Annotated in this window: 25 protein-coding genes; 11 read left to right on the top strand and 14 right to left on the bottom strand. The window is 59.0% G+C overall.

The genetic code is table 11. From position 1 onward, the window contains the following. Nucleotides 1–2 precede the first annotated feature (2 nt). Nucleotides 3–845 (top strand): alpha/beta hydrolase, encoded by an 843-nt coding sequence (locus tag VOI23_RS01980; RefSeq protein ID WP_323780751.1) that lies wholly within the window; start codon nt 3–5, stop codon nt 843–845. On the opposite strand, the gene VOI23_RS01975 is transcribed toward VOI23_RS01980, so the two are convergent. The 5 genes from VOI23_RS01975 to VOI23_RS01955 form a co-directional block, all read right to left on the bottom strand. Continuing rightward, nucleotides 818–1,861 carry a low specificity L-threonine aldolase gene (locus tag VOI23_RS01975; protein ID WP_323780748.1) on the bottom strand — a complete coding sequence of 348 codons (1,044 nt, stop codon included), beginning with the start codon at nt 1,859–1,861 and terminating at the stop codon, nt 818–820. The genes VOI23_RS01980 and VOI23_RS01975 overlap by 28 nt on opposite strands. Continuing rightward, complete coding sequence (locus VOI23_RS01970; protein ID WP_323780745.1) at nt 1,861–2,319, bottom strand: YcgN family cysteine cluster protein; 459 nt, start codon at nt 2,317–2,319, stop codon at nt 1,861–1,863. The genes VOI23_RS01975 and VOI23_RS01970 overlap by 1 nt, the downstream gene beginning before the upstream one ends. Beyond that, nucleotides 2,316–3,254 carry a bifunctional riboflavin kinase/FAD synthetase gene (locus tag VOI23_RS01965; RefSeq protein ID WP_323780742.1) on the bottom strand — a complete coding sequence of 313 codons (939 nt, stop codon included), beginning with the start codon at nt 3,252–3,254 and terminating at the stop codon, nt 2,316–2,318. Before VOI23_RS01965 ends, VOI23_RS01970 begins: the two co-directional genes overlap by 4 nt. 80 nt (nt 3,255–3,334) lie before the next feature. Continuing rightward, nucleotides 3,335–3,778 (bottom strand): MaoC family dehydratase, encoded by a 444-nt coding sequence (locus VOI23_RS01960; protein ID WP_323780740.1) that lies wholly within the window; start codon nt 3,776–3,778, stop codon nt 3,335–3,337. A gap of 101 nt (nt 3,779–3,879) precedes the next feature. Further along, on the bottom strand, nt 3,880–4,755 hold the full coding sequence (locus tag VOI23_RS01955; RefSeq protein WP_323780737.1) for a TIGR01459 family HAD-type hydrolase: 876 nt from the start codon (nt 4,753–4,755) through the stop codon (nt 3,880–3,882). 163 nt (nt 4,756–4,918) lie between these two features. Here VOI23_RS01955 and VOI23_RS01950 point away from each other — a divergent pair, with 163 nt between their 5' ends. Further along, a complete protein-coding gene (locus tag VOI23_RS01950; protein WP_323780734.1) occupies nt 4,919–6,115 on the top strand; it encodes a hypothetical protein in 1,197 nt (398 codons plus the stop codon). 70 nt (nt 6,116–6,185) lie between these two features. On the opposite strand, the gene VOI23_RS01945 is transcribed toward VOI23_RS01950, so the two are convergent. Both VOI23_RS01945 and VOI23_RS01940 read right to left on the bottom strand, forming a co-directional pair. Beyond that, nucleotides 6,186–7,106 (bottom strand): manganese-dependent inorganic pyrophosphatase, encoded by a 921-nt coding sequence (locus VOI23_RS01945; protein WP_323780731.1) that lies wholly within the window; start codon nt 7,104–7,106, stop codon nt 6,186–6,188. A gap of 123 nt (nt 7,107–7,229) precedes the next feature. Next, on the bottom strand, nt 7,230–8,228 hold the full coding sequence (locus VOI23_RS01940) for a TraB/GumN family protein (RefSeq protein WP_323780728.1): 999 nt from the start codon (nt 8,226–8,228) through the stop codon (nt 7,230–7,232). Between the two features lie 109 nt (nt 8,229–8,337). Between VOI23_RS01940 and VOI23_RS01935 the strand changes: the two genes are divergently transcribed. The 5 genes from VOI23_RS01935 to VOI23_RS01915 all read left to right on the top strand — a co-directional run bounded on the left by VOI23_RS01935 (nt 8,338) and on the right by VOI23_RS01915 (nt 12,883). Further along, the gene (locus tag VOI23_RS01935; protein ID WP_323780725.1) at nt 8,338–9,003 is read left to right on the top strand and encodes a DUF2161 domain-containing phosphodiesterase; all 666 of its coding nucleotides are present in this window, start codon (nt 8,338–8,340) and stop codon (nt 9,001–9,003) included. 184 nt (nt 9,004–9,187) lie between these two features. After that, a complete protein-coding gene (locus tag VOI23_RS01930) occupies nt 9,188–9,475 on the top strand; it encodes a co-chaperone GroES (RefSeq protein WP_323780722.1) in 288 nt (95 codons plus the stop codon). Between the two features lie 38 nt (nt 9,476–9,513). Then, nucleotides 9,514–11,154, top strand: a complete 1,641-nt coding sequence (gene groL / locus VOI23_RS01925) for a chaperonin GroEL (RefSeq protein ID WP_323780720.1) — start codon at nt 9,514–9,516, stop codon at nt 11,152–11,154. 290 nt (nt 11,155–11,444) lie between these two features. Next, on the top strand, nt 11,445–12,053 hold the full coding sequence (locus VOI23_RS01920; RefSeq protein ID WP_323780717.1) for a DNA-3-methyladenine glycosylase I: 609 nt from the start codon (nt 11,445–11,447) through the stop codon (nt 12,051–12,053). After that, nucleotides 12,053–12,883: a DMT family transporter gene (locus tag VOI23_RS01915; protein WP_323780715.1), complete on the top strand. Its 831-nt coding sequence runs from the start codon at nt 12,053–12,055 to the stop codon at nt 12,881–12,883. Before VOI23_RS01920 ends, VOI23_RS01915 begins: the two co-directional genes overlap by 1 nt. Before the next feature lie 92 nt (nt 12,884–12,975). On the opposite strand, the gene VOI23_RS01910 is transcribed toward VOI23_RS01915, so the two are convergent. Both VOI23_RS01910 and VOI23_RS01905 read right to left on the bottom strand, forming a co-directional pair. Continuing rightward, a complete protein-coding gene (locus VOI23_RS01910; protein WP_323780710.1) occupies nt 12,976–13,902 on the bottom strand; it encodes an electron transfer flavoprotein subunit alpha/FixB family protein in 927 nt (308 codons plus the stop codon). Next, nucleotides 13,902–14,660 carry an electron transfer flavoprotein subunit beta/FixA family protein gene (locus VOI23_RS01905; protein ID WP_323780707.1) on the bottom strand — a complete coding sequence of 253 codons (759 nt, stop codon included), beginning with the start codon at nt 14,658–14,660 and terminating at the stop codon, nt 13,902–13,904. The genes VOI23_RS01910 and VOI23_RS01905 overlap by 1 nt, the downstream gene beginning before the upstream one ends. A 223-nt stretch (nt 14,661–14,883) precedes the next feature. Here VOI23_RS01905 and VOI23_RS01900 point away from each other — a divergent pair, with 223 nt between their 5' ends. Further along, nucleotides 14,884–15,381 carry a GyrI-like domain-containing protein gene (locus VOI23_RS01900; protein WP_323780704.1) on the top strand — a complete coding sequence of 166 codons (498 nt, stop codon included), beginning with the start codon at nt 14,884–14,886 and terminating at the stop codon, nt 15,379–15,381. A gap of 30 nt (nt 15,382–15,411) precedes the next feature. Here the strand turns inward: VOI23_RS01900 and VOI23_RS01895 are convergent, their stop codons facing one another. From VOI23_RS01895 to VOI23_RS01880, 4 genes are all read right to left on the bottom strand, one after another. Further along, entirely contained in the window at nt 15,412–15,984 is a 573-nt protein-coding gene (locus tag VOI23_RS01895) for a cob(I)yrinic acid a,c-diamide adenosyltransferase (RefSeq protein ID WP_323780701.1), read from the bottom strand. Nucleotides 15,985–15,987: 3 nt separating this feature from the next. Further along, nucleotides 15,988–16,191, bottom strand: a complete 204-nt coding sequence (locus tag VOI23_RS01890) for a twin transmembrane helix small protein (RefSeq protein WP_323780699.1) — start codon at nt 16,189–16,191, stop codon at nt 15,988–15,990. Nucleotides 16,192–16,275: 84 nt separating this feature from the next. Beyond that, nucleotides 16,276–17,106 carry an SDR family NAD(P)-dependent oxidoreductase gene (locus VOI23_RS01885; RefSeq protein ID WP_323780695.1) on the bottom strand — a complete coding sequence of 277 codons (831 nt, stop codon included), beginning with the start codon at nt 17,104–17,106 and terminating at the stop codon, nt 16,276–16,278. A 76-nt stretch (nt 17,107–17,182) separates the two neighbouring features. Then, nucleotides 17,183–17,725, bottom strand: coding sequence for an SH3 domain-containing protein (locus tag VOI23_RS01880; RefSeq protein WP_323780690.1), 543 nt, complete (start codon nt 17,723–17,725; stop codon nt 17,183–17,185). 192 nt (nt 17,726–17,917) lie between these two features. Here VOI23_RS01880 and VOI23_RS01875 point away from each other — a divergent pair, with 192 nt between their 5' ends. After that, nucleotides 17,918–20,260: a DNA topoisomerase IV subunit A gene (locus tag VOI23_RS01875; protein ID WP_323780688.1), complete on the top strand. Its 2,343-nt coding sequence runs from the start codon at nt 17,918–17,920 to the stop codon at nt 20,258–20,260. A gap of 53 nt (nt 20,261–20,313) precedes the next feature. Here the strand turns inward: VOI23_RS01875 and VOI23_RS01870 are convergent, their stop codons facing one another. Further along, a complete protein-coding gene (locus tag VOI23_RS01870) occupies nt 20,314–21,183 on the bottom strand; it encodes an AraC family transcriptional regulator (RefSeq protein WP_323780685.1) in 870 nt (289 codons plus the stop codon). 137 nt (nt 21,184–21,320) lie between these two features. Between VOI23_RS01870 and VOI23_RS01865 the strand changes: the two genes are divergently transcribed. Continuing rightward, nucleotides 21,321–22,823: an aldehyde dehydrogenase gene (locus VOI23_RS01865; RefSeq protein ID WP_323780682.1), complete on the top strand. Its 1,503-nt coding sequence runs from the start codon at nt 21,321–21,323 to the stop codon at nt 22,821–22,823. Between the two features lie 36 nt (nt 22,824–22,859). After that, the gene (locus VOI23_RS01860; protein WP_323780678.1) at nt 22,860–24,155 is read left to right on the top strand and encodes an ABC transporter substrate-binding protein; all 1,296 of its coding nucleotides are present in this window, start codon (nt 22,860–22,862) and stop codon (nt 24,153–24,155) included. Nucleotides 24,156–24,166 lie beyond the last annotated feature (11 nt).

Here is a 24,166-nt window from a genome sequence, read left to right as displayed (position 1 = left end):
TCATGCCGAAAGGAGAGAAGGGCGGGTTTCCAACCTATTGGACCGAGTTTGGGTCGGGGCCGAACGAAGCTTTGTTGCTCCATTGTACCTTGGGCCATTCCGGGGCTTGGAAGGGGATGGCGGCGCAGTTGGGGGACCTGCTGCATATGACCGCCTTTGATATTCCCGGTCACGGCAAAAGCGGCAAATGGTTTTACCGCGGACCGCTGCAACGGACCACGGTTGATATGGCGCTGGCTTTCCTCGATGGCCCCACAGATTTGATCGGCCATTCCTTCGGTACAACGGTCGCCTTACGTTTGGCAACGGAACGGCCCGATCTGGTCCGGTCTCTGGTGCTGATCGAACCGGTGTTTCTGGCGGTCGCTTTCGCAGACGATCCCACTAGCCGCGTGCGCCATGATAACGAATTGCAAGAGTACGGTCAGGCGCTGAAGTCCGGTGACATGATGGCGGCAGCCAAATCCTTTTCCGATTTATGGGGCGGAGGCCGACCGTGGGACAGCTTGCCCGAGGCGCAGCGCAGGGATATGGCGGAAAAGATCAAGGTGGTCGAACAAACGACGCCCGAGGTCGTTGATGACTCGGCCGGATTGTTGGCAAGCGGTGCCATTGAGGCGCTCAATGTGCCCACCCTTCTGATCGAAGGCGCAAACACGCCCGAATATATCAGCCTGGTCGCCGCCGGTTTGAAAAGACGAATCCGCGGTAGTCAGCACGCGGTTGTCAAAGGCGCGGGCCATATGGCGCCGCTCACCCATCCCAAGCAGGTTGCGGCGCTTATCCGCGCTTTTCTGGGAAACTTGCCCGGTGAAAATCAGCCTTTGGCAGCGGCGAGGAACTGATCAACGCCATCGGTCCCGATCGACCAGTCGCATACGAAACGACCCAAAAGCGGCTCATCAGGATCGTCGCCCTCAAGAGCACCCGACAGGATGTAATAATAGGCCCCGGCGTCAAAGACGCGTTGATGTAATGCCCGCGGCATCTTGGCGAAAATCATATTGGCCTGTGGTTCGGCAATAAACTCCACCCCGGCTAGCGCCCGCAATCCGGTGGCCAGCCGGGCACTGTTTTCATTCGCCTGCCGTGCGGTTTGCAACCACAAACCGTCCTGCAAATAGCCCAGCATTTGCGCGGATAGAAAGCGGTGTTTGGAAAACAGATGCCCGGCCCGTTTGCGCCGCAGCTCAAATTCCCAAGCATGTTTCGGGTCAAAGAAGATTACCGCCTCGACGCCCATGCAGCCGTTTTTCGTGCCACCGAAACTGACCGCGTCAACGCCCGCTTTCCAGGTCATCTCGGCCGGCGAACAATTCAGTTGAACCAGAGCATTGGCAAAGCGCGCGCCGTCCAGATGCACCGGCAGATCGAATTCCTTGGCCACGCTGCACAAGGCTTCGATTTCGTTCAGGGAATAAATCCGGCCCAGTTCGGTGACTTGGGTGATCGACACCGGTCCGCGCTGCGCGTTGTGTACGCTGCCACCTTTCTCAAGGATCGCGTTGCGCAGCGCTTCGGGGGTCATCTTGTCACCCTCACCCACCAGGGCCAGCTTGGCACCGCCAGTGTAGAATTCGGGTGCGTTGCATTCGTCTTCTTCGATATGGGCGACCGGCGAACAGAAAATCGACTGCCAAGGCTGACAAAGGGTTGCCAGCGACAGAACATTGGCCACGGTGCCGGTGGGGACCAGATAAACCGCCGCTTGGGGCGCTTCGAACAGATCGCGGATCTGATCGCGTACCCGGTCCATTTCCGCGTCAGCACCATAGCCCGAGCGGTAGCCGTCATTGGCCTGCATCACGGCTTGCAGGATTTGCGGATGGGCTGGGCCACCATTGTCAGAGGCAAAAAACATTATGTCGGCTCCTCTATAATATAGTCTTCCCAATCTTCTTCGGGAACTTCGAATTCTGGCACCGTACGGCCCCGCATGGAAACTCCGGCCATATGTACGCTGTCGGGATCACCACTGATCAACGGATGCCAGTCTTGAAGTCTCTTACCGTTCCACAGCAGCTTATAGGCGCAGGTTTCCGGCATCCAATACAGGTTATCTTCCATGTTCTGGGGTTTTAGAACAATGCATTCGGGCACAAATTGATGGCGGATCGGATATTGTGCGCAGCGGCAGGTGCTGTCGTCCAGCAACCGACAAGCGATATTGGTCAGCGCGACATCGCCGGTTTCGTCATCTTCCAGCTTGTTCAGGCAGCATTTGCCACAGCCGTCGCACAGCGCTTCCCATTCCTCGTGGGTCATCTTTTCAATCGGCACGGTTTCCCAGAACCGTTTGCGCAACTTTGGGCGGCTCATAATGCGTCCAGGATTGCGCGCGCCCGGTCGCAATCGGCATTCATCTGATTGATCAGCGCGTCGAGGCTGTCGAATTTTTCCTCGGGTCGCAGGTAATCGACCAAGCCAATCGATAGCGACGTGCCGTAAAGGTCGCCTTTGAAATCGAACAGATAGGTTTCCAGATTCGGTTTGTTTTCCCCGAACATGGGTCGCACACCCATCGACGCCGCGCCGCGATAGCTGCCTTTATGCGGACCGTCCAGAACGTCGACCAGTACCGCGTAGACACCGAATTTTGGCGGATGCAGGCCTTCGATTGACATATTGGCGGTTGGGAAACCCAGTTCACGACCGCGCTGATCGCCGCCGATCACACGGCCTTCGATCCTATGCCAATGGCCCAGCATGGCAGCGGCATCGCGCGGGCGGCCGTCGCTCAGCGCGTTGCGGATCGCGGTTGAGGACACTTCGATACCGTTTCCTTTTAGCAGTTCGGCGATGGTGACGCCAAATCCCATTTCGGTGCCAAACCGTTTCAGGTCTTCAACGCTGCCGGCGCGGCCCTTGCCGAAACAGAAATCGGAACCAACCACCACATGTTTCAGACCCAGACCGTCACGGATCACCGCAGAGGCGAAATCTTGTGGGGTGAACGATGACAGAGTAGTGTTGAAATTCAGCTCATAGAGCCTTTCAATACCCAGCTTTTCCAGCCGGTGCGCCCGTGCTTCTCGGCTCATTAGCCGGAAGGCCGGGGCCTTGGGGGCGAAGAATTCGCGCGGATGCGGCTCAAAGGTCATGATCCCCAGCGGCGCACCGATCCGGTCGGCTTCGCGGCGGGTAAGGTCGATCACCGACTGGTGCCCCAGATGGACGCCGTCAAAATTTCCGATCGCAGCGGCGGCGCCACGATCGTCATCGGTGACATAGGTGTAATCCCGGATGATACGCATGGCGAAGGGTTAGCCTCGCAGGCAGACAGGCGCAAGTCTTCTTGCACCATAGTATTGCCGCCATGCGCGGATGGCTGGGATCAGTCGAATTTGCGCGATGGGGCCAGAACGGTGGCTTCGCCCATCAGCACCTTCTTGCCATCGACCAAACAACGGCAATCCAATTTCACCCGGCGCTTGGAATGGTCGATATCGACCACTTCAACTTCTGCGGTGACCATGTCGCCCGGACGTACCGGGGCGAGGAATTTCAGAGTTTGCCCCATATAGATGGTGCCGTGTCCGGGCAACTGTTCGCCGATCACCGCCGAAATCAGCCCTGCGGTCAGCATCCCATGCGCGATGCGGCCACTGAAAATCGTATCCTGAGCGTAGTCGTCATCCAAGTGTACCGGATTGTGGTCGGTTGATACCTTGGCGAACATTTCGATATCTTCATCGGTGACAACTTTACGCAGGTGGCGCGTCATCCCCATTTCGATGTCTTCGATACAGATCGTACCGCGTGGCAGATTGTCCAACATTCGACCCTCCGTTTATCCGGGTGAGTAATATTTCGCCGCCCCGAGGGGCTTTTCTGCAACTTTATTACTTTGCAGTCGCAGAAAATCAAGTATTTTTTCTCCTAGCGGAGCTGGCCAATCGTATAGGTCGGATTAGAGTTTTCTCTTTGCAGGTAAGCCTCTAGCGCGTCCTTGTCGGGTTGATGCGACGTTTTTGTTTCTTCTCGCGCCAGCCCGCCAGAAATGAAAAGAGAATCAATGTCCTCGCCCATCGCCCCCTGAATATCGGTGTGAGGACCGTCGCCGATGGCCAGAATAGCGCTGTCCGGGATGTCGGGATTCAATGCGGCCAACCGGCGGCGCGCCAGATCGTAGATCGGCGGATGCGGTTTGCCGAAATAGAGGCTTTCGCCGCCCATATCGGTATATAGCCGTGCCAGCGCTCCGGCGCACCATTCGCGGACCGCGCCACGGTCAACCACGATATCGGGATTGGCACAAAGCAGCTTCAGCCCCTTGGTCTTGGCATATAGAAAATCGGAGCGATTTACGGCGGGATCGGCCATCGGGTCGTTCGGGCCGCAGCAGACGATACCTTCTGCCTCGGTCAGCGGTACACGGGTGATATCGACTGGGTTTTCCAGAATATGCAGCGGCTCAAAAAATCCTTCGTCGCGGTCCCATTCGCCCATGAAATAGACATTTTTTCCGACAGCGCCCTGAAACATAGCCGACCGGGCACTGTCACCGCTGCTGGCGATACTGTCATAGGAATCTGCGGGCACACCGAAACGAGTCAGCTGCTCAGCGACGCCCGCGCGGGGTTTCGGCGAGTTGGTGACCAACACCACGATGCCACCTTTCTGGCGGTACTTCTGCAGCGCTGCGACCGCTTCGGGGTAGGCGGTGACGCCGTTATGAACACAGCCCCAAAGGTCGACGAACAAGGCGTCGTAACGGTCAGAGATCTCGGAAAGAGCGGAAATGATCTGTGTCATGCAAACGGGCCTGTTTTTTAGCGTCATCTAACGGGGTGAAGATATGACAGGGGTGCCGGATAGGCGCCACAGTAAATTGGGATTTCAGCATAGGACGTTTGGAAATCCCGAAAACCTTTCTGCCAGTATTTACCACGCCCTGGCCCGGCGTTAGACCGGTCCCATGCTGAATGCCGCAATCCTTCTGACCACCGTCGCCGTTTTGGGTGCTCTGATGCTGCCCCGGATCGCCGATGCACGGCTGTGGCGCGCGACGGTGACCCCATTGGCCTCGATCATCGGCAGCGGGTTTCTGGTGCTGGGGCCGATCCTTGACGATTCCTATGGGCTGTTTGCCCCGGCGGTCATGGCGGCGCTCTGTCTCGGGGCCTGGGCTTTCGGGTCGGCGATCCGTTTTAATATCGCACGGATCGATCTGACCGAGGAGGGACGGTCACGGCCAGAAAAGATACTGGAACAGGCGACCTCTTGGGCGCTGTCTTTCGCCTATATCATCTCGGTGGCCTATTACCTGAATCTTTTCGGCGCTTTCGCGGTTAGCCTGACTACGTATAACAGCCCAACCGCTGCCAAGGAAATGACCAGCGCGGTTTTCCTGCTTGTGCTGGTGGTGGGTTGGACCCGCGGTTTTGGTGCGCTGGAGCGGATGGAACAAATTTCGGTCAGCGTCAAACTGGCGATCATTCTGGGACTGCTGGTCGGGCTTGCCCAGTATTTCGCGCGGCAGGCGGGCGCCGGCACTCTGGTGCTGAACCCACCGCGCCTGACCGGCTGGCCCGCAGTGACCCTGGCTTTTGGTCTGATCGTGACGGTGCAGGGGTTCGAGACGACGCGCTATCTGGGTGCCGTTTATGACGCCCGCACCCGCATCCGGGCGATGCGGCTGGCGCAGCTGCTGGCGACGCTGATCTACATGGTTTATATCGGTTTGCTTGCTTATGCCTTTCCAGCTAGTCATATGGCGCTGAACGAAACCGCGATCATCCAGCTGATGGAATTGGTGGCGCCGATCCTGCCGGTGCTGCTGGTGGCTGCCGCGCTCAGCGCACAGTTCAGCGCCGCAGTGGCCGATACCGGCGGGTCCGGCGGGTTGGTGGCCGAATTGACCCGGGGCAGGATTTCAACGCGTCAGGCCTATGCCGGGTTGGTGGCGGTGGGACTTGTGTTGACCTGGACCGCCAATGTCTTCGAGATCATCAGCTATGCCTCCCGCGCTTTCGCAGCTTACTACGCGTTGCAGGCCGCCATCGCGGCGGTGGGGGCGCGGCAGATGCCGGGCGGCGGCCGACTGGCGATGCGGTTCGCGGCGCTGGCGCTGCTGGGTGTGGCGATCGTAATTTTCGGGGTGCCGGTGGAATAGGGCACAACGAAAACGGGCCGGAGGTTTACACCTCAGGCCCGCGAAATTTTTCAGATTTCAAATTTTCTGATCAGACCTTGAGGTTCGGGATGATCTGTTTCTTACGGCTCATGACGCCGGGCAGAACCACGGTGTCGCCGGTCACGTTTGCGCCAAAACTTTTCTCGGCTACGGTTTTGACCAGATCGTTCGGGACCAGCAGGGTGGCTTCTTCGTTCAGGATGTCGATGACGAACAGCAGGACCTGATCGGCACCGTCTTCGGCGGCGACATCAACCATCGAGGCCATCAGGCTGTCTTTGCGGTCCAGAACGATTTTGGGCGCGGTGGTTTCCAGAACCGAAACGCGGAACTCCTTGCCGTCTACGTTGTATTCTTTCGAATCCATCCGTAGCAGTTCGGCATCCGAAAATGCCGACACGTCGGATTTAGCTTCGAACATTTCAGCGGCATAGGCGGCGATATCGATGCCCAGATCGGCGGCCAGCTTTTCGACCACTTCACGATCATGATCTGTGGTGGTGGGCGACCGGAATTCAAGCGTGTCCGACAGGATACAGCTCAGCGCAGCGCCCTTGATCGCGTCGGGCATCTTGGCGGCATCTTCACCCATCAGGTCAATCATGATGGTGGCGGTGCAGGCCAGCGGTCGGATTGTGATATTGATCGGGCCCTTGGTTTCCAGCCCGCCGACCAGCTTGTGGTGGTCGATGATCGCCTGAACGTCGGCGTCGTTGATTGCCTCGGGCAGTTCGGCAGGGTTGTTGGTGTCAACGATGATCACCGGTGCGCCAGCTTCGACGGTCTTGATGATCTCGGGCTTGTCCAGGTTCCAACGGTTCAGAACGAACAGCGCTTCGGTGTTGGGTTCGCCCAGCAATTTCGGAGCGGCGTCAACGCCTTTCACTTCGTTCAGGTACCATGCCCAGATGATGGGGGAACCGGTCGAGTCGGTGTCGGGGGATTTGTGGCCAAAAACCTGGATGGTCATACTGGAATCCTTCATGTGCGGAAATGGTCGAATTTGCGCGCCTTATAGAAGGGCTTTGATGGATTGTCACCTGTCTGTGCCGCAGTGCGACGTTGATGCCGCACCGCAGCGCCCAGAACTTTATCAATCTTCGGACAGTGGCAGCCGGGTGATCGTAAATCCCTGCCGTTGCAGTAGCGCCAGCACACCGTCATCGCCCGGTAGGTGCATCGCTCCGACGGCCACGAAGGTTGGGGATTTCGATAATGCGGGGGTCAATTTGCCCATCCAGTCGCGATTGCGACCGATAATGAGCTTTTGTTCGACTTCGCTAAACATTTTTGAGATTTTTGCACGGTGCTCTGGCGCTGTTTTTGCGATGCGGTGCCATGTGAACGCCCATGCAAGTTGCACCTGTTCACGGAAATACAGCGCTACAGTGGACTTGTCACTACCGAGGTCATCGAGGTCAAGAGACAAGCCCCATTTCATGTCTTCAACCTGCTGGTCGATCGGATCACCTGCCAAAAGCGGTAACAGTTTGTCCCAAATGTCCAATGAATGGACGGGTATGCCAAGGTCACCGGCGGTTTGTTCAACCCGTTTGTCCAAACCAAGTCTACCCTTTCTGAGGTCGACAATTGCGCAGTTGGGGACCGACAAAGTGATACCGAGGAACCAGGGCTGGAACCGGGCTGCCATGAAACCCGGCATGTTCCGTTCTGCCAGTTTGACAGAAAGCTTGGCCCAGTTTTCTTCTCCTAACCGGTCTATCAGGCTAGGGCCTTCATTGATCAAATAAGCGCCGCTGTTTTCTGCCAGATAAGTCTTCATTCCGTTTTCGTCGGGCTTGTTGAATTCAACGAAAAGCTGCTCTGTCTGTTGCAGAAGCGGGGTCACCCGTTCCATCGTCGTTTCATGGCGCGGATCATAAAAATGCAGTGTCCCGACGATATACGACGTTATGCCATCCTTTTCTGCTTTCCAGAGCAGGCCTTCGGCGAAGCGGACTGTCTGCGCCTTATTCATCAAGGCCGTTTTGTCCGATTCTGGCAATGCATCAAAGGCGACGGGCCCTTCGCAATCGGCCTGCGCAATTGAGGCCGCCAGCCCAAGCACTAGGCTCAACAAAATATTACGCAATCTGGAACTCCCTCTTTTGGAGAGGGTAGCATGAAGATCTGTATACACAAGCAAAGCGCGAAGCGTTCTGTGGCTTGGCTCGTGCTGGTGTTCTGGCTAAAGTCGCGCCATGCCAAAACCCTGCGAAACAGATCTGTATGAACCTATAAAAAATTTCTTCGAAGCCTTGGAATATGAGGTCAAAGCGGAAATTGGCGCGGCGGATGTGGTGGCCTTGCGGGACGGCGAGGCACCGGTTGTGATCGAGTTAAAGACCGGGTTTTCTCTGACACTTTTACAACAGGCGGTGGCGCGGCAGAAGATTACCGATCAGGTCTATGTTGCTGTGCCGCGTTGGAAGGGCCGGGCCGGGTGGCGGGCGTTCAAGGGCAATCTGGGTCTGTGCAAGCGATTGGGTCTGGGGGTGATTTCGGTCAGCCTGGATGCGGGCGAAGTGCAGGTGCATCACGACCCCGCACCATTTCAGCCGCGCAAGGTGAAGAAACGGCAGGCGTCGCTGATGGCCGAATTCGAGCGGCGCGAGGGTGATCCCAACAAGGGCGGCGCGGTGCGGATTGGGCTCGTCACTTCCTACCGGCAGGAAGCGTTACGCTGCGCCGCGTACCTCGCTGAAAACGGAGCTTCGAAAGGCGCAGTGGTAGCGCAGGCTACCGGGGTGAAACGGGCCACGAGGGTAATGGCGGACAATCACTATGGTTGGTTCGAACGGGTGGACAGGGGGGTATATAGGTTAACTGATATGGGCCGCAGCGCGCAAACACCGGGTGCTTTATAATAGCGTTTTTCACGGCTTCCTGGGAACCGATCACCAACTGGGCCAATTTTCCGTTCTTGGCAGTTGACTCGTGTTCTCCATCTTCCTAACTATGCGTCGTTAGCACTCGACAGTGGTGAGTGCTAATGGCTCTGCTTCATGAGAAGGGGGCCTGAGAGAAACACTGAGCCAAGGAGACTCAGAAATGGCATTTACTCCGCTTCATGACCGCGTGCTGGTTCGCCGCGTTGAAGGCGACGAGAAAACCTCAGGTGGGCTTATCATCCCCGAAAGCGCCAAGGAAAAGCCGGCTGAAGGTCTGGTTGTAGCCGTTGGCGCCGGTGCCAAGGACGACGAAGGCGAACGGATCGCCATGGACGTCAAAGAAGGCGACAAAATCCTGTTCGGCAAATGGTCCGGCACCGAAATCACCTTGGAAGGTGAAGAGCTGCTGATCATGAAAGAATCCGACATCATGGGCATCATTGCCTGATCGTCGCGTCAAAGTTTTAAGAAACAGGAGCAAACGATATGTCTGCTAAGGACGTCAAATTCGACACCGATGCCCGCAATAAAATGCTGAAAGGCGTCAACATTCTCGCCGATGCTGTCAAAGTGACCCTGGGCCCCAAAGGCCGCAATGTGGTTCTGGACAAAAGCTTCGGCGCCCCCCGTATCACCAAGGACGGTGTGTCGGTCGCCAAGGAAATCGAACTGGAAGACAAGTTCGAAAACATGGGCGCGCAGATGGTCAAAGAAGTGGCCAGCCGCACTAATGACGAAGCTGGCGACGGTACCACCACCGCCACCGTTCTGGCCCAAGCCATCGTCAAAGAAGGCCTCAAGCAGGTTGCTGCCGGTCTGAACCCGATGGATCTCAAGCGCGGTATCGATCTGGCCACTGCAAAGGTCGTCGAAGCGATCCGTGCGATGGCTCGCGAAGTCAAGGATTCGGCTGAAGTTGCTCAGGTTGGCACCATCTCGGCCAACGGCGAAACCGAAATCGGCCGTCAGATCGCAGACGCGATGCAGAAGGTTGGCAACGAAGGCGTCATCACCGTCGAGGAAAACAAGGGTCTGGAAACGGAAACCGTTGTCGTCGAAGGTATGCAGTTCGACCGTGGCTACCTGTCGCCCTATTTCGTTACCAACCCCGACAAGATGATCGCGGATCTGGAAGACTGCATGATCCTGCTGCACGAAAAGAAACTTTCGTCGCTGCAGCCGATGGTGCCGCTGCTGGAATCGGTGATCCAGTCGCAAAAGCCGCTGCTGATCATTGCAGAAGATGTTGAAGGCGAAGCGCTGGCAACTCTGGTTGTCAACAAGCTGCGCGGCGGCCTGAAAATCGCAGCGGTTAAGGCACCGGGTTTCGGCGATCGCCGCAAAGCCATGCTGCAGGATATCGCAATCCTGACCGGTGGTCAGGTCATCAGCGAAGATTTGGGCATGAAGCTCGAGTCGGTTACCATGGACATGCTGGGCACTGCCAAGAAGGTCACGATCACCAAGGACGAAACCACCATCGTCGATGGTGCAGGTGAAAAAGCCGAAATCCAAGCACGCGTTTCGCAGATCCGTACTCAGATCGAAGAAACCTCTTCGGATTATGACCGTGAAAAACTGCAGGAACGTGTGGCCAAGCTGGCTGGCGGTGTTGCCGTGATCAAGGTCGGCGGTATGACCGAGGTTGAAGTGAAAGAGCGTAAAGATCGTGTTGACGATGCTCTGAACGCAACCCGCGCAGCCGTTCAAGAAGGCGTGATCGTGGGCGGCGGTGTCGCTCTGGTTCAGGCTGGTAAATCCCTGGAAGGCCTGGTTGGCGCCAATACCGATCAAAACGCCGGTATCTCGATCGTTCGCAAAGCTCTCGAAGCGCCTCTGCGCCAGATCGCTGAGAACGCGGGTGTTGACGGTGCGGTTGTAGCTGGCAAGGTCCGTGAATCGGACGACACCAGCTTCGGCTTCAACGCTCAGACCGAAGAATATGGCGACATGTTCGCCTTCGGTGTGATCGATCCGGCCAAAGTGGCACGGACCGCACTGGAAGACGCATCTTCGATTGCGGGTCTGCTGATCACCACCGAAGCGATGGTTGCTGACAAGCCCGCCAAAGAAGGCGCGGCTCCTGGCGGTATGCCCGACATGGGCGGCATGGGCGGCATGATGTAAGTCACGCCTTCCACGCTGGAAGATTTGGGGCCGCCTTCGGGCGGCCCCTTTTTATTCAGAGGGTGAATTGTCCCAACGTATTGTTTTTTTATATAAATTTATTTTCGACAAGCGCTCCTACAGTCTAAGATTTCCTGTCCGATTGAGCAAAACTCAGTTCGCATAGCATGGAGACGATGCCCGTCGCAGCAGCTTGGGCATCGGGGTGCAGGTGATGGCTTGGGAGTTGAGCATAGCGCGGACGCTGTCTAGGCTGCGTTCAGTGTGCAGCAGGACAGGGATGCGATGACATGGGCAAATTGATCGTGGGTTCAGACGGCAAGCCGCGCTGCAAATGGTGCGGGGACGTGGCGGAATTCCTGCCCTATCATGACAATGAATGGGGCTATCCGGTGGGTGACGACATCCGGTTATTCGAAAAGTTATGTCTGGAAAGTTTCCAGTCGGGGCTGAGCTGGCGCACCATTCTGGCCAAGCGGGAAAACTTCAGAAGTGCATTTTCCGGGTTTGATTTCAATAAGGTAGCAGAGTTTGACGAGAGCGATGTGTCGCGGCTATTGGGGGATGCGGGGATCGTGCGGCATCGTGGTAAGATTGAGGCGGTGATCAACAATGCGCGGCGGGCGCAGGAGTTGGTGGTGCTGGAAGGGTCGATCGCAGCCTTTGTCTGGAGCTATGAGCCCGATCCGGCCGAATTACCCGAACCGCAGACGCAATCGACCTCGCCCGCTTCGGTCGCCTTGTCGAAGGAGCTGAAAAAGAGGGGATGGAAATTCGTAGGTCCTACAACGGTTTATGCGTTCATGCAGGCGATGGGATTGATCAATGACCATGCGGCGGGTTGTGTGATGCGCGACAAGGCCGCCCGTGCGCGGGCGGAATTTGACAGGCCGGTCTGATGCGGCTGTTTCTATTGACCCTTGTGACCATGATCGCCTTTGCGGCGAATTCAGTTTTGAACCGCATGGGGTTGGCGCAGACGGGGTTGGATCCGGTGCTTTTTGGAACCGTTCGGTTGATGGCCGGGGCCGTGATGCTGGCGGTTCTATCCTTTGCTTTGCGCGGTGGTCTGCCCTTGAAAGGGGATGGGCGGGCGATTGGTGTAATTGCGCTAAGTCTTTATATTTTCGGCTTTTCTCTGGCTTACACTGCGCTGGATGCAGGGATCGGGGCGTTGGTTTTGTTCGGTATGGTTCAGGTTACGATGTTTGCCGGGGCTTTGTGGTTGGGGGACAGGGTGCCAGGGTTGCGATGGGCCGGGGCGGTGGTGGCTTTCGTCGGGCTGGTCTGGTTGCTGTGGCCCGGTGGCGGCGTGGTTTTGCCGCCGTTGCAGGCGGGAATGATGGTGCTGGCCGGGATCGGTTGGGGCATCTATTCGCTGAACGGGCGCAGGGCCGGGGATGCGTTGCAGGCGACGGCGGCGAATTTCGTTCTGGCGGTCCCGATCGGGATGGGTTTGACGCTGTTGTCAGGGGTTAGTAGTTTGAATCCATTAGGTATTGTATTGGCAATTCTGTCCGGTGCGGTGACGTCTGGGCTAGGTTATGCGCTGTGGTACTCGATCCTTCCGCGTCTGGGGGCGACACGGGCGGCGGTGGCGCAAGTCACGGTTCCGGTCCTCGCTATTGCGGGCGGCATGCTGTTTCTGGGCGAGGTGCCTTCGCTGAGCTTTCTGCTGTCGGTGGGGGTGGTTCTGACCGGCGTCGTATTGTCGAGCCTTGCCCGCTGAGGGGCAACGTAAAAGGCCCGCCAGAGGCGGGCCTTTTAGCAATAGTTTGTCGAGATTTGTGCAATTTGTAGCGCGAAACGCTACAGATGGCTTCAGAGCTTCTCGGTCAGTTCCGGCACGGCCTGGAACAGGTCGGCGACGAGGCCGAAATCGGCAACCTGGAAGATCGGTGCCTCTTCGTCCTTGTTGATTGCGACGATGACCTTGGAGTCCTTCATGCCCGCGAGGTGCTGGATCGCACCCGAGATGCCGACGGCAATATAAAGGTCCGGTGCCACCACCTTGCCGGTCTGACCAACCTGCCAGTCGTTCGGCGCAAAGCCCGAATCGACCGCAGCGCGCGAGGCGCCAACGGCGGCGCCGAGTTTGTCGGCCAGCGCTTCGATGATCTTGAAGTCGTCTTCCGACCCGACGCCACGGCCACCCGAGACCACGATCTTGGCCGAGGTCAGTTCCGGACGATCGCTTTCGGCAACCTTGTCTTCGACCCATTCGGACAGGCCTTCGGCGGCGCCGACCGAAATGGTTTCGACTGCGGCAGAGCCGCCGTCGCCCGCGGCGTCGAAGGTCGAGGTGCGGAAGGTGATGACCTTCTGCGCGTCATTCGATTTCACGGTCTGGATCGCGTTGCCGGCATAGACCGGGCGTTCGAACGTGTCGCCATCGACAACGCCGGACACATCCGACAGCACCATCACGTCCAAGAGCGCCGCGACGCGCGGCATGATGTTCTTGGCGTCGGTGGTTGCGGGGGCCACGATGTGGCTGTAATCGCCCGCCAGCGACACGATCAGTGCCGCAGTGGGTTCGGCCAGACGGTGGCCCAGAGACGCGTCTTCGGCGACCAGAACTTTGGAAACGCCGTCGATCTTGGCAGCCTCGGCCCCGGCCGCGGCGGCCGAAGAGCCGACGCAAAGCGCGGTCACGTCGCCCAGAGCCTTGGCGGCCGTTACGGCCTTGGCGGTTGCATCCAGCGCCAGTGCGCCGTCGGTGACTTCAGCAAGCAGGAGAACAGCCATTACACCAGCCCCTTTTCTTTCAGTTTCGCCACAAGATCATCGACCGAGCCGACCATTTCACCGGCCTGACGTTCCGCCGGTTCGGTGGTCTTGACGATTTCCAGACGCGGGCTGACATCGACGCCGTAATCGGCGGCGGATTTTTCATCCAGCGGCTTCTTCTTGGCTTTCATGATATTGGGCAGCGACGCATAACGCGGTTCGTTCAGACGCAGGTCGGCGGTGATGATCGCGGGCAGTTTGACCTTGATGGTCTGCAAGCCGCCATCGACTTCGCGGGTGACCACGGCGCTGTCGCCGTCCAGATCCAGTTCGCTGGCGAAGGTCGCCTGCGACCAGCCCAACAGCGCCGACAGCATCTGGCCGGTGGCGTTCATGTCATTGTCGATCGCCTGTTTACCGGCGATGACCAGCCCGGGCTGTTCTTCGTCGATCACAGCCTTGAGGATCTTGGCGACAGCCAGCGGTTCGATGTCCTGATGCACGTCATCGGCCGCCACGACCAGAATGGCGCGGTCGGCACCCATGGCCAGAGCGGTGCGCAGGGTTTCCTGCGCCTGCTTGACGCCGATCGAGACGACGACGACTTCTTCAGCTTTTCCGGCCTCTTTCAGGCGGATCGCTTCTTCGACGGCGATTTCGTCGAACGGGTTCATCGACATTTTCACATTGGCAAGATCGACACCGCTGCCGTCCGCTTTGACGCGGACTTTCACGTTATAGTCGATCACACGTTTGACAGGTACGAGTACCTTCATTGGCGCGGTCTCCCTCTAGGTGTGTGGGGGATGGTAACGATTCCCCCGTATACTATCGGCCCTTTGTTATATTCTTGCGCGGAGGTGAAACAGGGGAAAATCGTCACGTTAGCGCCAACCGACGTCGCGTTTTCAAACTTTCTGCCAGTGGCAAGCCAAAAGATTGAAAAAAGGGGCTGGGAAGCCGGACCAAAAAGGGCATATTCGAAGCTACGGAGCAGATATGGGTTTTCTTGTCACATCACCTGAAATCGTGGATTTCCCGGAACAGACCGTTATCGGTTTCGGGGGCGAATTCCGTTTGGAAAGCCGCGATGAGATTCCGAAGCTCTGGTGGCAGTTGCATACCGAATGGAAACTGGTGGAAAACGGGGTCAGGAGGACGACCATCGGGGTCTATCAACCGCTTCAGAAAGATCGGCCTTTTTCCTATTATGAACCGTATTCCTATCTTGCCGGTGTTGTGGCGGAGGACGGGGAAACCTGCAATTCGCAGTTCAAGTCGGAGCTGTTGCAGGGAGGCTGCTATGGGCGGTTCCGGTTTATCGGGTCCTTTGTGGAAGTCACCGACGCATTTGATTCCATCATGCTGAACTGGCTGCCGGAAAGCGGGTTCCAGCTGGACAACCGGGCGGTGTTCGAACGCTACCCGTCCTATCCGTTTGGCAGCAGTGCAATTCCGAAATTCGAAATCTGGCTGCCAATGGCGCAACGGGTCTAACCCGAGCACCGACCCGGATTACCGTCGGTGTCACCTGTTTGCGCCGGGCACCCATAGCACATCGGCGCGGCCGTGATCGTTGGCCAGCCGGGCGGCGACGAAGAACCAGTCGGACAGCCGGTTGAGGTATTTGACTGCGGACGCGTTGACGTCTTCGGAACCGGACAGTTCCACCGACAGCCGTTCGGCGCGGCGCGCGACGGTGCGGCACAGATGCAAATGGGCCGACAGCGCCGATCCGCCGGGCAGAATGAAGCTGCGCAGCGGTTCAAGGTTTTTGTTCATCACGTCGATTTCGGATTCGAGCCGTTCAACCTGAGTGTCGGCGATCCGCAGCGGCGGGTAGTCGGCATCAGCATCCTTGTCCATTTCCGGGCGGCACAGGTCGGCGCCCAGATCGAACAGGTCGTTCTGAATCCGGCTGAGCGCGTCGTCGGTTTCGCCGCTCGCATGCAGCCGGGCCAGACCCAGCGTGGCGTTCAGTTCATCCACGGTGCCATAGGCCGCCACGCGGGGGGAATGTTTCGGCACCCGCACGCCATTGCCGAGCGCGGTATCGCCCTTGTCGCCGGTACGGGTGTAAATCTTGTTCAGAACGACCATCGTTTAACCTCCGCGCCGCAGCCAGACGAAAAGCAGGATCAGCAGAACCGCGACGAATTGCGCCGCGATCCGCAGGCGCATGATCTTGTTGGCATGTTTACGGTTGAAATCGCCGCCCTTGGCAAACCCGCCGATCCCGATCATCAGGATCACGAGCACGCCGAGGCAGGCGGCGGCGACGACATAGAAGAGCGGATCGTCTCTCATTTGGGCGGCTCCTTTGGGTTGGGTTGCGCCAAGATGTAGTGGCCCGGCGCGAAAAAGCGAAGTCTCTATTTGGTCGCGGGGGGCTTAACCCCGGGCCAGCAGCCAATCGAGCGCCCGGGAGGGAAGTATCCGGCGCAGTGCCCCCATGATATGGGTGGCCGTGGTGACGTAATAGCGCGGGCGCGGGTTGTCGCTGTTCAGGATGCGGATCAGTTTCGCGGTCACAGCTTCGGGTGGCAGTTCGAACAGGTCCTTTTTATCGCGGGTTTCATACAGCCGTTTGATCAGGCTGCCGCGGTATTGGTCGGCGCGCGGGCTGTTTTCCCAGTCGATCCATTTTTCGAAATGCGGGATCGCGTTTTTACGGATGTTCGAGGTGACCGGCCCCGGTTCGAGCAGCACCACCCTGATATTGGTGTCGCGCATTTCGATCCTGAGCGTATCGGTCAGCGCTTCGAGCGCGAATTTGGTTGAACTGTAGGCCGCGCGCCACGGGGCTACCACCAGACCGAGGATCGAGGAACAGTTGATGATATGGCCGTGGCCCTGCGCCCGCATCACCGGGATCACCCGGCGGGTCAGGTCGTGAATGCCAAAGAGATTGACCTCGAATATTTCGCGCAGCGCGCCGCGCGGCAGGTCTTCGGCGGCCCCGGGACAGGCGAAGGCACCGTTGTTGTAGAGCGCGTCAAGCGTGCCGCCGGTCGCTTGCAGGACCTGCGCCAGCGCGGTTTCGATGCTGGTTTCGTCGGCGTAATCCAGTTGCACGGTTTCCAGCCCTTCGGCGGCCAGCCGGTCGCAATCGACCTGTTGGCGGCAGGAGGCGAACACCCGCCAGCCCTGCGCTTTCAGCCCATGCGCGGCGGCATAGCCAATGCCCGAGGAACATCCGGTGATCAGGATCGTTTTCTGCACGCTTGCCTCCGACTGGGGTTATGCCCGCTTACGAAAAAAATCGTTACGCCGCAATCGCGGAGCCGGGCAATACCGCTTAGCCATCCGCTGCCCGGGCGGTCAACAGCGATCCAGCGATCCAGCCAATGCGGCCGGTGTCGATCACCCGCAGCTTGACCCAGCCCTGACCGGGGTCCTGAAGCACACGAACCTCGGCGCCGCGGGTCAGTTTGGCGACGACATTGTAACGCTTGCCCGGTCCCATCCGCAGATTGGCCCGGGACGGTCGGACGGACCGGAAATCGGGGGCTGGTTCGGCCTGGATCACCTGCACCGGTTGCGACCGGACCGCGGAAGTGGCGACCGGATTTTCAGAGGCAGGGATGACCCTGATCAGCGGCAGGGCGGGGGCCGTGAAGTCGACCGGTTCAACACGCGATCCGGGGGCGGCCACCGGGATCGGAACAGTGGGCGGTGCGGTGCGGACGATTCGCTTTTCGCTGGCGGCGCGGGCTGATGCGGCTTCGACCCGTGCCAGCCGGGCAAAGCGATCCGCACCGGGATTAAAATCTGCGCCACCGCTGGCCTGATAGAAAGCCAAGGCCAGCAAGAAAAAGGTCAGAACGATTAAAGGATGCATCGTTGGCCCCTGAAATGGATTCAATGAATATTGTTTTCAATGTCTTCCTATATAACACGGGAAGGCCGCGCAGGGGGAATACCGGAATACCATTCCCCACCGGGCACCGAGGACAGCACATTACGATGCGGCGACTGAAATTCGCGCTGACGCGGTCTTGTCGCGCCGTTATGTCGAAGGTACACAGCATATATGAGCGATCTGATCGACGACCCCAACATGAACCCGATGGAAGTGTCCGAGCCGCTGCGGCGGGCCATTGGCGAACGCTATCTGACCTATGCGCTGAGCACGATCATGCACCGGGCGTTGCCCGATGCGCGTGACGGGCTGAAACCGGTGCATCGGCGCATTTTGTATGCGATGCGCGAATTGCGGCTGTCTTCTTCGGGGGGGTTCCGGAAATCGGCGAAAATTTCCGGCGACGTGATGGGCAATTACCACCCGCATGGCGATGCTGCGATCTATGACGCGATGGCGCGTCTGGCACAGGATTTCAACGTGCGCTACCCGCTGGTCGACGGGCAGGGCAATTTCGGCAATATCGACGGCGATAACCCGGCTGCCAGCCGATACACCGAAGCGCGGATGACGGCCGCCGCCGAGGCATTGCTGGACGGGCTGAACGAAGACGCCGTTGATTTCCGCGAAAATTACGACGGGACTCTGAGTGAACCGGTGGTGTTGCCGGCGGCGTTCCCGAACCTGCTGGCCAATGGATCGTCGGGGATCGCGGTGGGCATGGCCACCAATATCCCGCCGCATAACATCGAGGAACTGATCGGGGCGTGTCTGCATCTGATCAAGGTGCCGGATGCGCGCGATGAAACCCTGCTGAATTACGTGCCGGGGCCCGATTTCCCCACTGGCGGCGTGATCGTGGAGCCGCGCGACAGCATCGCGCAGGCGTATCGGACCGGGCGCGGGGCGTTCCGGCTGCGCTGCAAATGGGAAGTCGAGGATCTGGGGCGCGGCACCTGGCAGGTGGTTATCACCGAAATCCCCTATCAGGTGCAGAAATCCAAGCTGATCGAAAAGATCGCCGAGCTGATCCAGACCAAGAAAATACCGATTCTGGCCGATGTGCGCGACGAAAGCGCCGATGATATCCGGCTGATTCTGGAACCGCGGTCGAAAAACGTCGATCCGCAGGTTCTGATGAACATGATGTTCCGCAGTTCGGATCTGGAAATCCGGTTTTCGCTGAACATGAACGTGCTGATCGACGGGGTGACGCCGAAGGTCTGTTCGCTGAAAGAAGTGCTGCGCGCGTTCCTCGATCACCGCCGCGAGGTGCTGCAGCGCCGGTCGCAGCATCGTTTGGACAAGATCGATCACCGGCTGGAAGTTCTGGAAGGGTTGATCATCGCCTTTCTCAACCTCGACCGGGTGATTGACATCATCCGCTATGACGACGCGCCGAAAGACGCGCTGATGGCGGAAAACTGGGGCCTGAAACGGGCCCGCGCGATGTCCGAGGCCGATTATGTTTCGCCGCTGCCGACGACGGTCGAGGGCGAATTGAGCGATGTACAGGCCGAAGCGATCCTGAACATGCGGTTGCGGTCGTTGCGGCGGCTGGAAGAGATCGAGCTGAACCGCGAGCGCGATGCGCTGCTGGAAGAGCGCGAAGGTCTGCTGGGTCTGCTGGCCAGCGAAGATTTGCAATGGGGTCGGGTCAGCGAAGAATTGAAAGAGACCCGCAAGCAGTTCGGCCGGGGCTATCCCGGCGGCGCGCGGCGGTCGCAATTCGCCGAGGCCGGTGTGGTCGAAGAGGTGCCTTTGGAGGCGATGATCGACCGCGAACCGATCACCGTGGTCTGTTCGCAGATGGGCTGGATCCGGGCGATGACCGGCCATATCGACCTGACCCGTGAGCTGAAATTCAAGGATGGCGACGGGCCACGGTTCATTTTCCACGCCGAAACCACCGATAAGCTGCTGGTTTTTGCCAGCAATGGGCGGTTCTATACCATGCAGGCGTCGAACCTGCCCGGTGGGCGCGGCATGGGCGAACCGCTGCGGTTGATGGTCGATCTGCCCAACGAATCGGAAATCGTCGACCTGTTCATCCACAAGCCGGGACAGAAATTGCTGGTCGCATCCACCGAAGGCAACGGGTTCATGGTCACCGAAGACGAGGTTTTGGCCCAGACCCGGACCGGCAAGCAGGTGCTGAACGTCAAGGATGACGTGAAGGCCGAAATCGTGCGGCCGGTGATTGGCGATCACGTGGCGATTGTCAGCCAGAACGGCAAATTGCTGGTCTTCCCGGTGGCGGAGCTGCCGGAAATGACCCGGGGCAAGGGTGTGCGGTTGCAGAAATACAATATGGCGCGCGGGCGTCAGGGGACTCTGGAGCTGGATGGCGGGCTGTCGGATATCACCACCTTTGACTGGGACGCCGGTCTGAGCTGGGAAATGGGCGGCGGCAAGACCCGGCATGAACCGGATCTGACCGATTGGCTGGGCAAGCGGGCCGGGGTCGGCAAGAAGGCACCCTATGGCTTCCCGCGCAGTTACAAGTTCAAGTGAACGCCGCTGAATCAGGCGGGTCCGTTGCCTGAAAATGCGACTGGGCTGCGCTGCTAGGGCCAGTCGGAAAAGGTCCGCAATGCGCTGCTGGCCTGAAGGTCCATTTCCTGTCGTGTCATCTGCCGGTACTGGCGCGGCGAGAGGCCCGTCGACCGTTTGAAGAAATGTGAAAACTTGGTCGGATCGTTGAAGCCAAGGTGATCGGCGATCGACTGAATGCTATCGTCGGATTGCGCAAGGCGGGTGGACGCATCCAGCAAAATCCGCTGATGGATCAGCGCCAGCGGAGAGCGTTTCAGGTTTCGTTGGCAGATATCGTGCAGCCGGTCATAGGTCAGGTTCAGATCCTGACAATATTCGGCAACCGATTTGCGGTTGCGATAGTCCAGTTCGACCAATTGCCGGAAACGATGCAGTATCCTGATGTCGTTCTTGACGTCGGTCAGGCTGTCGGCGGTGAACATCCGGCTGGTCGCGATCAGCAACAGCCGCAGCAGCGCGGCGATGGCGGTTTGGGATCGTTTACCCGGGTCGTTCAGTTCCTGAACCAGCAGCGGCAGCAATGGCAAAATAGAGGTTTCGACAATTTGCGGGTTTTCGGGTGTCAGTGAAGGGCGGCTGAGTACAAGATCGAGCGACAGGCTTTCCGGTCCGGTGCCGGTGATCAGGGATTGCATCCGCCGGGCAAATCCGATGATCCACACGCCGGTTCCGGCGGGCACCTGCAAGCGCGCCTGCGCGCCGTGGGGCAACACCATCACGCAATGCCGGCCAATCGTGATGTCCCGCTCACCCATCAGAAGCTGCGCCGCGCCGCGCCGCACGATCACGATCAGATTGAAGGTTTCAAAGCTGCCCTGCCCGGCGACATAGACGCGGGGCCGGAAGCTTGGTTCGACCGCTTCGAGGCGCAGCATCGACATGAGTGCAGAATTTTCCGACCCGGCCAATGATCCATTTCCCATAAAGTTTCAATATTTACCCAGATACCGACATTTGTTGGCCCGTGCAAACGGGTCATAGTGAGGGCCGGGCTGCCGGACTGGCAGGGGAGGACCGCGTGACTGATTTCGCCAAAACAGCCAGTTCGGCTGTCGCAACCACTGGACGCGGGACGGGCGGGCCGTTGGAGACCGGGCTGTTCGTGAACGGCGCGCATGTGGCTGCCGAGGCTGCCGCGACATTCACGCGGCTGGACCCGTCGACCGATCTGGTGGCATCGGTCGCGGCGGACGGGCGCGCGGCGGATGCGGAATATATCGCGTCGGTCGCGGCGGCAAATTTCAGTTCATGGTCGACATTGACAGGGGCCAGACGCGCCGCCGTTTTAAGGCGGGCCAAGCAGTTGATCCCGCAATATGCCGAAAGATTTGCACAAAGCATGACCACCGAAGTCGGCGCAACGGCGGAGTGGGTTGCGTTCAATCTTCAGATTGCTTCGGACGTGTTGGAAGCCACGGCGGCGCTGGCCGAAAGATTTGGTGCCGAAGGCACGGTTCCAGATGGAACGACGTCGCAAGCGGTGCGCGTGCCTGCGGGGGTCTGTCTGGCCATCGCGCCGTGGAATGCGCCTGTCGCGCTTGGCATGCGGGCAATCGCGTTTCCATTGGCGTTTGGCAATGCGGTCATTTTCAAAGCGTCCGAGCTATGTCCGGTTACACATGTTCTGATTGGGGATTTGCTGCACGAAGCGGGTTTGCCGGCGGGAGTTCTGAACATCATCACCAATGCGCCCGAACATTCCGCCGAGGTTGTCGAGACCCTGATCGCAAGCCCCGCCGTGCGCCGGGTGAATTTCACCGGATCGACGCGGGTGGGGCGGATCGTTGCCGGGCTTGGCGCGCAGCATCTGAAACGCTGTCTGCTGGAGTTGGGAGGCAAATCGCCGTTCATCGTGCTGGCGGATGCGAATATTGATCTGGCGGTGGAGGCGGCGCTGTTCGGGGCTTACCTCAATTCGGGCCAGATTTGCATGGCGACCGACCGGATTATCGTCGATCACGCGATTGCCGATGACTTTGTGGCGGCGCTGGCGATCCGCGCGCGCGGACTGACCGCGGGCGATCCGCGCGAGCCGGGTATGCGGGTCGGACCGTTGGCGACATCCTCGATCGCGGCGCGGCTTTCGGCGTTGATCGAAGACGCGGTGGGCAAGGGGGCGGTGTTGCGCGCGGGTGGTCCTGCGCGCGGTCAGTTCATGGATGCGACCATCGTTGACGGTGTTTCTCCGATGATGCGGATCTATTCGGAGGAATGTTTCGGTCCTCTGGTCGGGGTTTACCGGGTCGGGTCCGCCGAGGAGGCCGTCACGATTGCGAATGACTGCGAATACGGGCTGTCTTCGGCTGTGTTCAGTCGCGACATTTCCGCCGCCCGCGCCGTCGCAGAGCAGTTGGAAACCGGCATTTGCCACATCAATTCGGCAACCGTCGCGGACGATCCTGCAATGCCGTTCGGCGGCATGAAGGCCAGCGGCTATGGCCGTTTTGGCGGCGATGCCTGTTTCGATGAATTCACCGAATTGCGCTGGATCACAACGCCGCCCGACACGGGCGCGACTTAAAAAGAGCCTTTGAGCATAACAACCGGGAGAGACCAAATGAAAACCGCAATTTCGAAAGCCATTCTCAGCCGTCGCCAATTCGTTGGCACGACGCTGGCCGCAGGCAGTCTGACATTCGCCGGGCGCGCCGCAATGGCGCAGGGTGCCGAGACAATTCGCATCGGCTTTGTAAGCCCGCGCACCGGGCCTTTGGCCGGGTTCGGAAAAACCGACGGCTATGTGCTTGACCGGGCCCGCGAGGCTTTGGCGGGCGGGCTTGAAATCGGCGGCAAGTCCTATGCGGTCGAAATTCTGGACCGCGATACCCAATCCGATCCGGCCCGCGCGGCGCAGCTTGCGAAAGAGCTGATCAACGCGGGGATTGATCTGATGCTGGCGGTTTCGACCCCGGAGGTGATCAACCCGGTGGCGGACGCGTGCGAAGCGGCTGGTGTGCCCTGCCTGTCCACCGTGATGCCCTGGGAGGCATGGTATTTCGGGCGCGGCGCGAAACCGGGCGAACCCAGCCCGTTCAAGTGGACCTATCATTTCGGGTTCGGTGTCGGTGAATTCCTGAAGACCTATGTTTCGCAATGGTCTTTGGTCGAGACCAACAAGAAAGTCGGCGTGATGTATCCGAATGACGCCGATGGTAACGCCGTGCGCGCCGCGCTTGCGCCGCAACTGGCCGACGCGGGGTTCACCATCATCGACCCCGGCGCCTATGAAACCGGCACCACCGATTATTCGACACAGATCGCGCTGTTCAAGGCCGAAGGGGTCGAGATCATCAACACCTTCCCGATCCCGCCGGATTTCGCCGCGTTCTGGCGTCAGGCTGCGCAGCAGGGGCTGACCCGTCAGATCAAGATCATGCAGACCGCCAAAACCGGGCTGTTCCCGTCAGATATCGAAGCGCTGGGATCGCTGGGAAGCAAAATTTCATCGGCGGCATACTGGCATCGCGATTTCCCCTACAGTTCGCCCCTGACAGGGTTGAGCGGACAGCAATTGTCCGATGGCTGGGAGGCTGAGACGGGGGAACAGTGGACCCAGCAGCTTGGCGCGACGCTGTCGTTGCTTGATGCCGGGGTGGAGGCGCTTAAGGCGGCCGCCGATCCCAAATCGCGCGAATCCATCCGGGATGCGATTGCGGTTCTGAACGTCGAAACGATTGGCGGGCAGGTCGACTTCACCTCCGGGCCGGTGCCGAACGTATCGCCGGGGCCGATCATTGGGACGCAGTGGGTTGCCGCATCGGAGGGGCCGTACAAGTTCGACTATCTGGTGACGGAAAACGCGACCGACCCGAATGTGCCGGTTGCCGCCAAGCTGATCCCGTATAACGAGTGAACGGGGCAACG

The organism is Thalassovita sp., assembly GCF_034670005.1.
Lineage (GTDB): Bacteria > Pseudomonadota > Alphaproteobacteria > Rhodobacterales > Rhodobacteraceae > Thalassobius.
The sequence above is the reverse complement of the archived record's forward strand: the minus strand, read 5'-3'. Positions and strand labels throughout refer to the sequence as shown.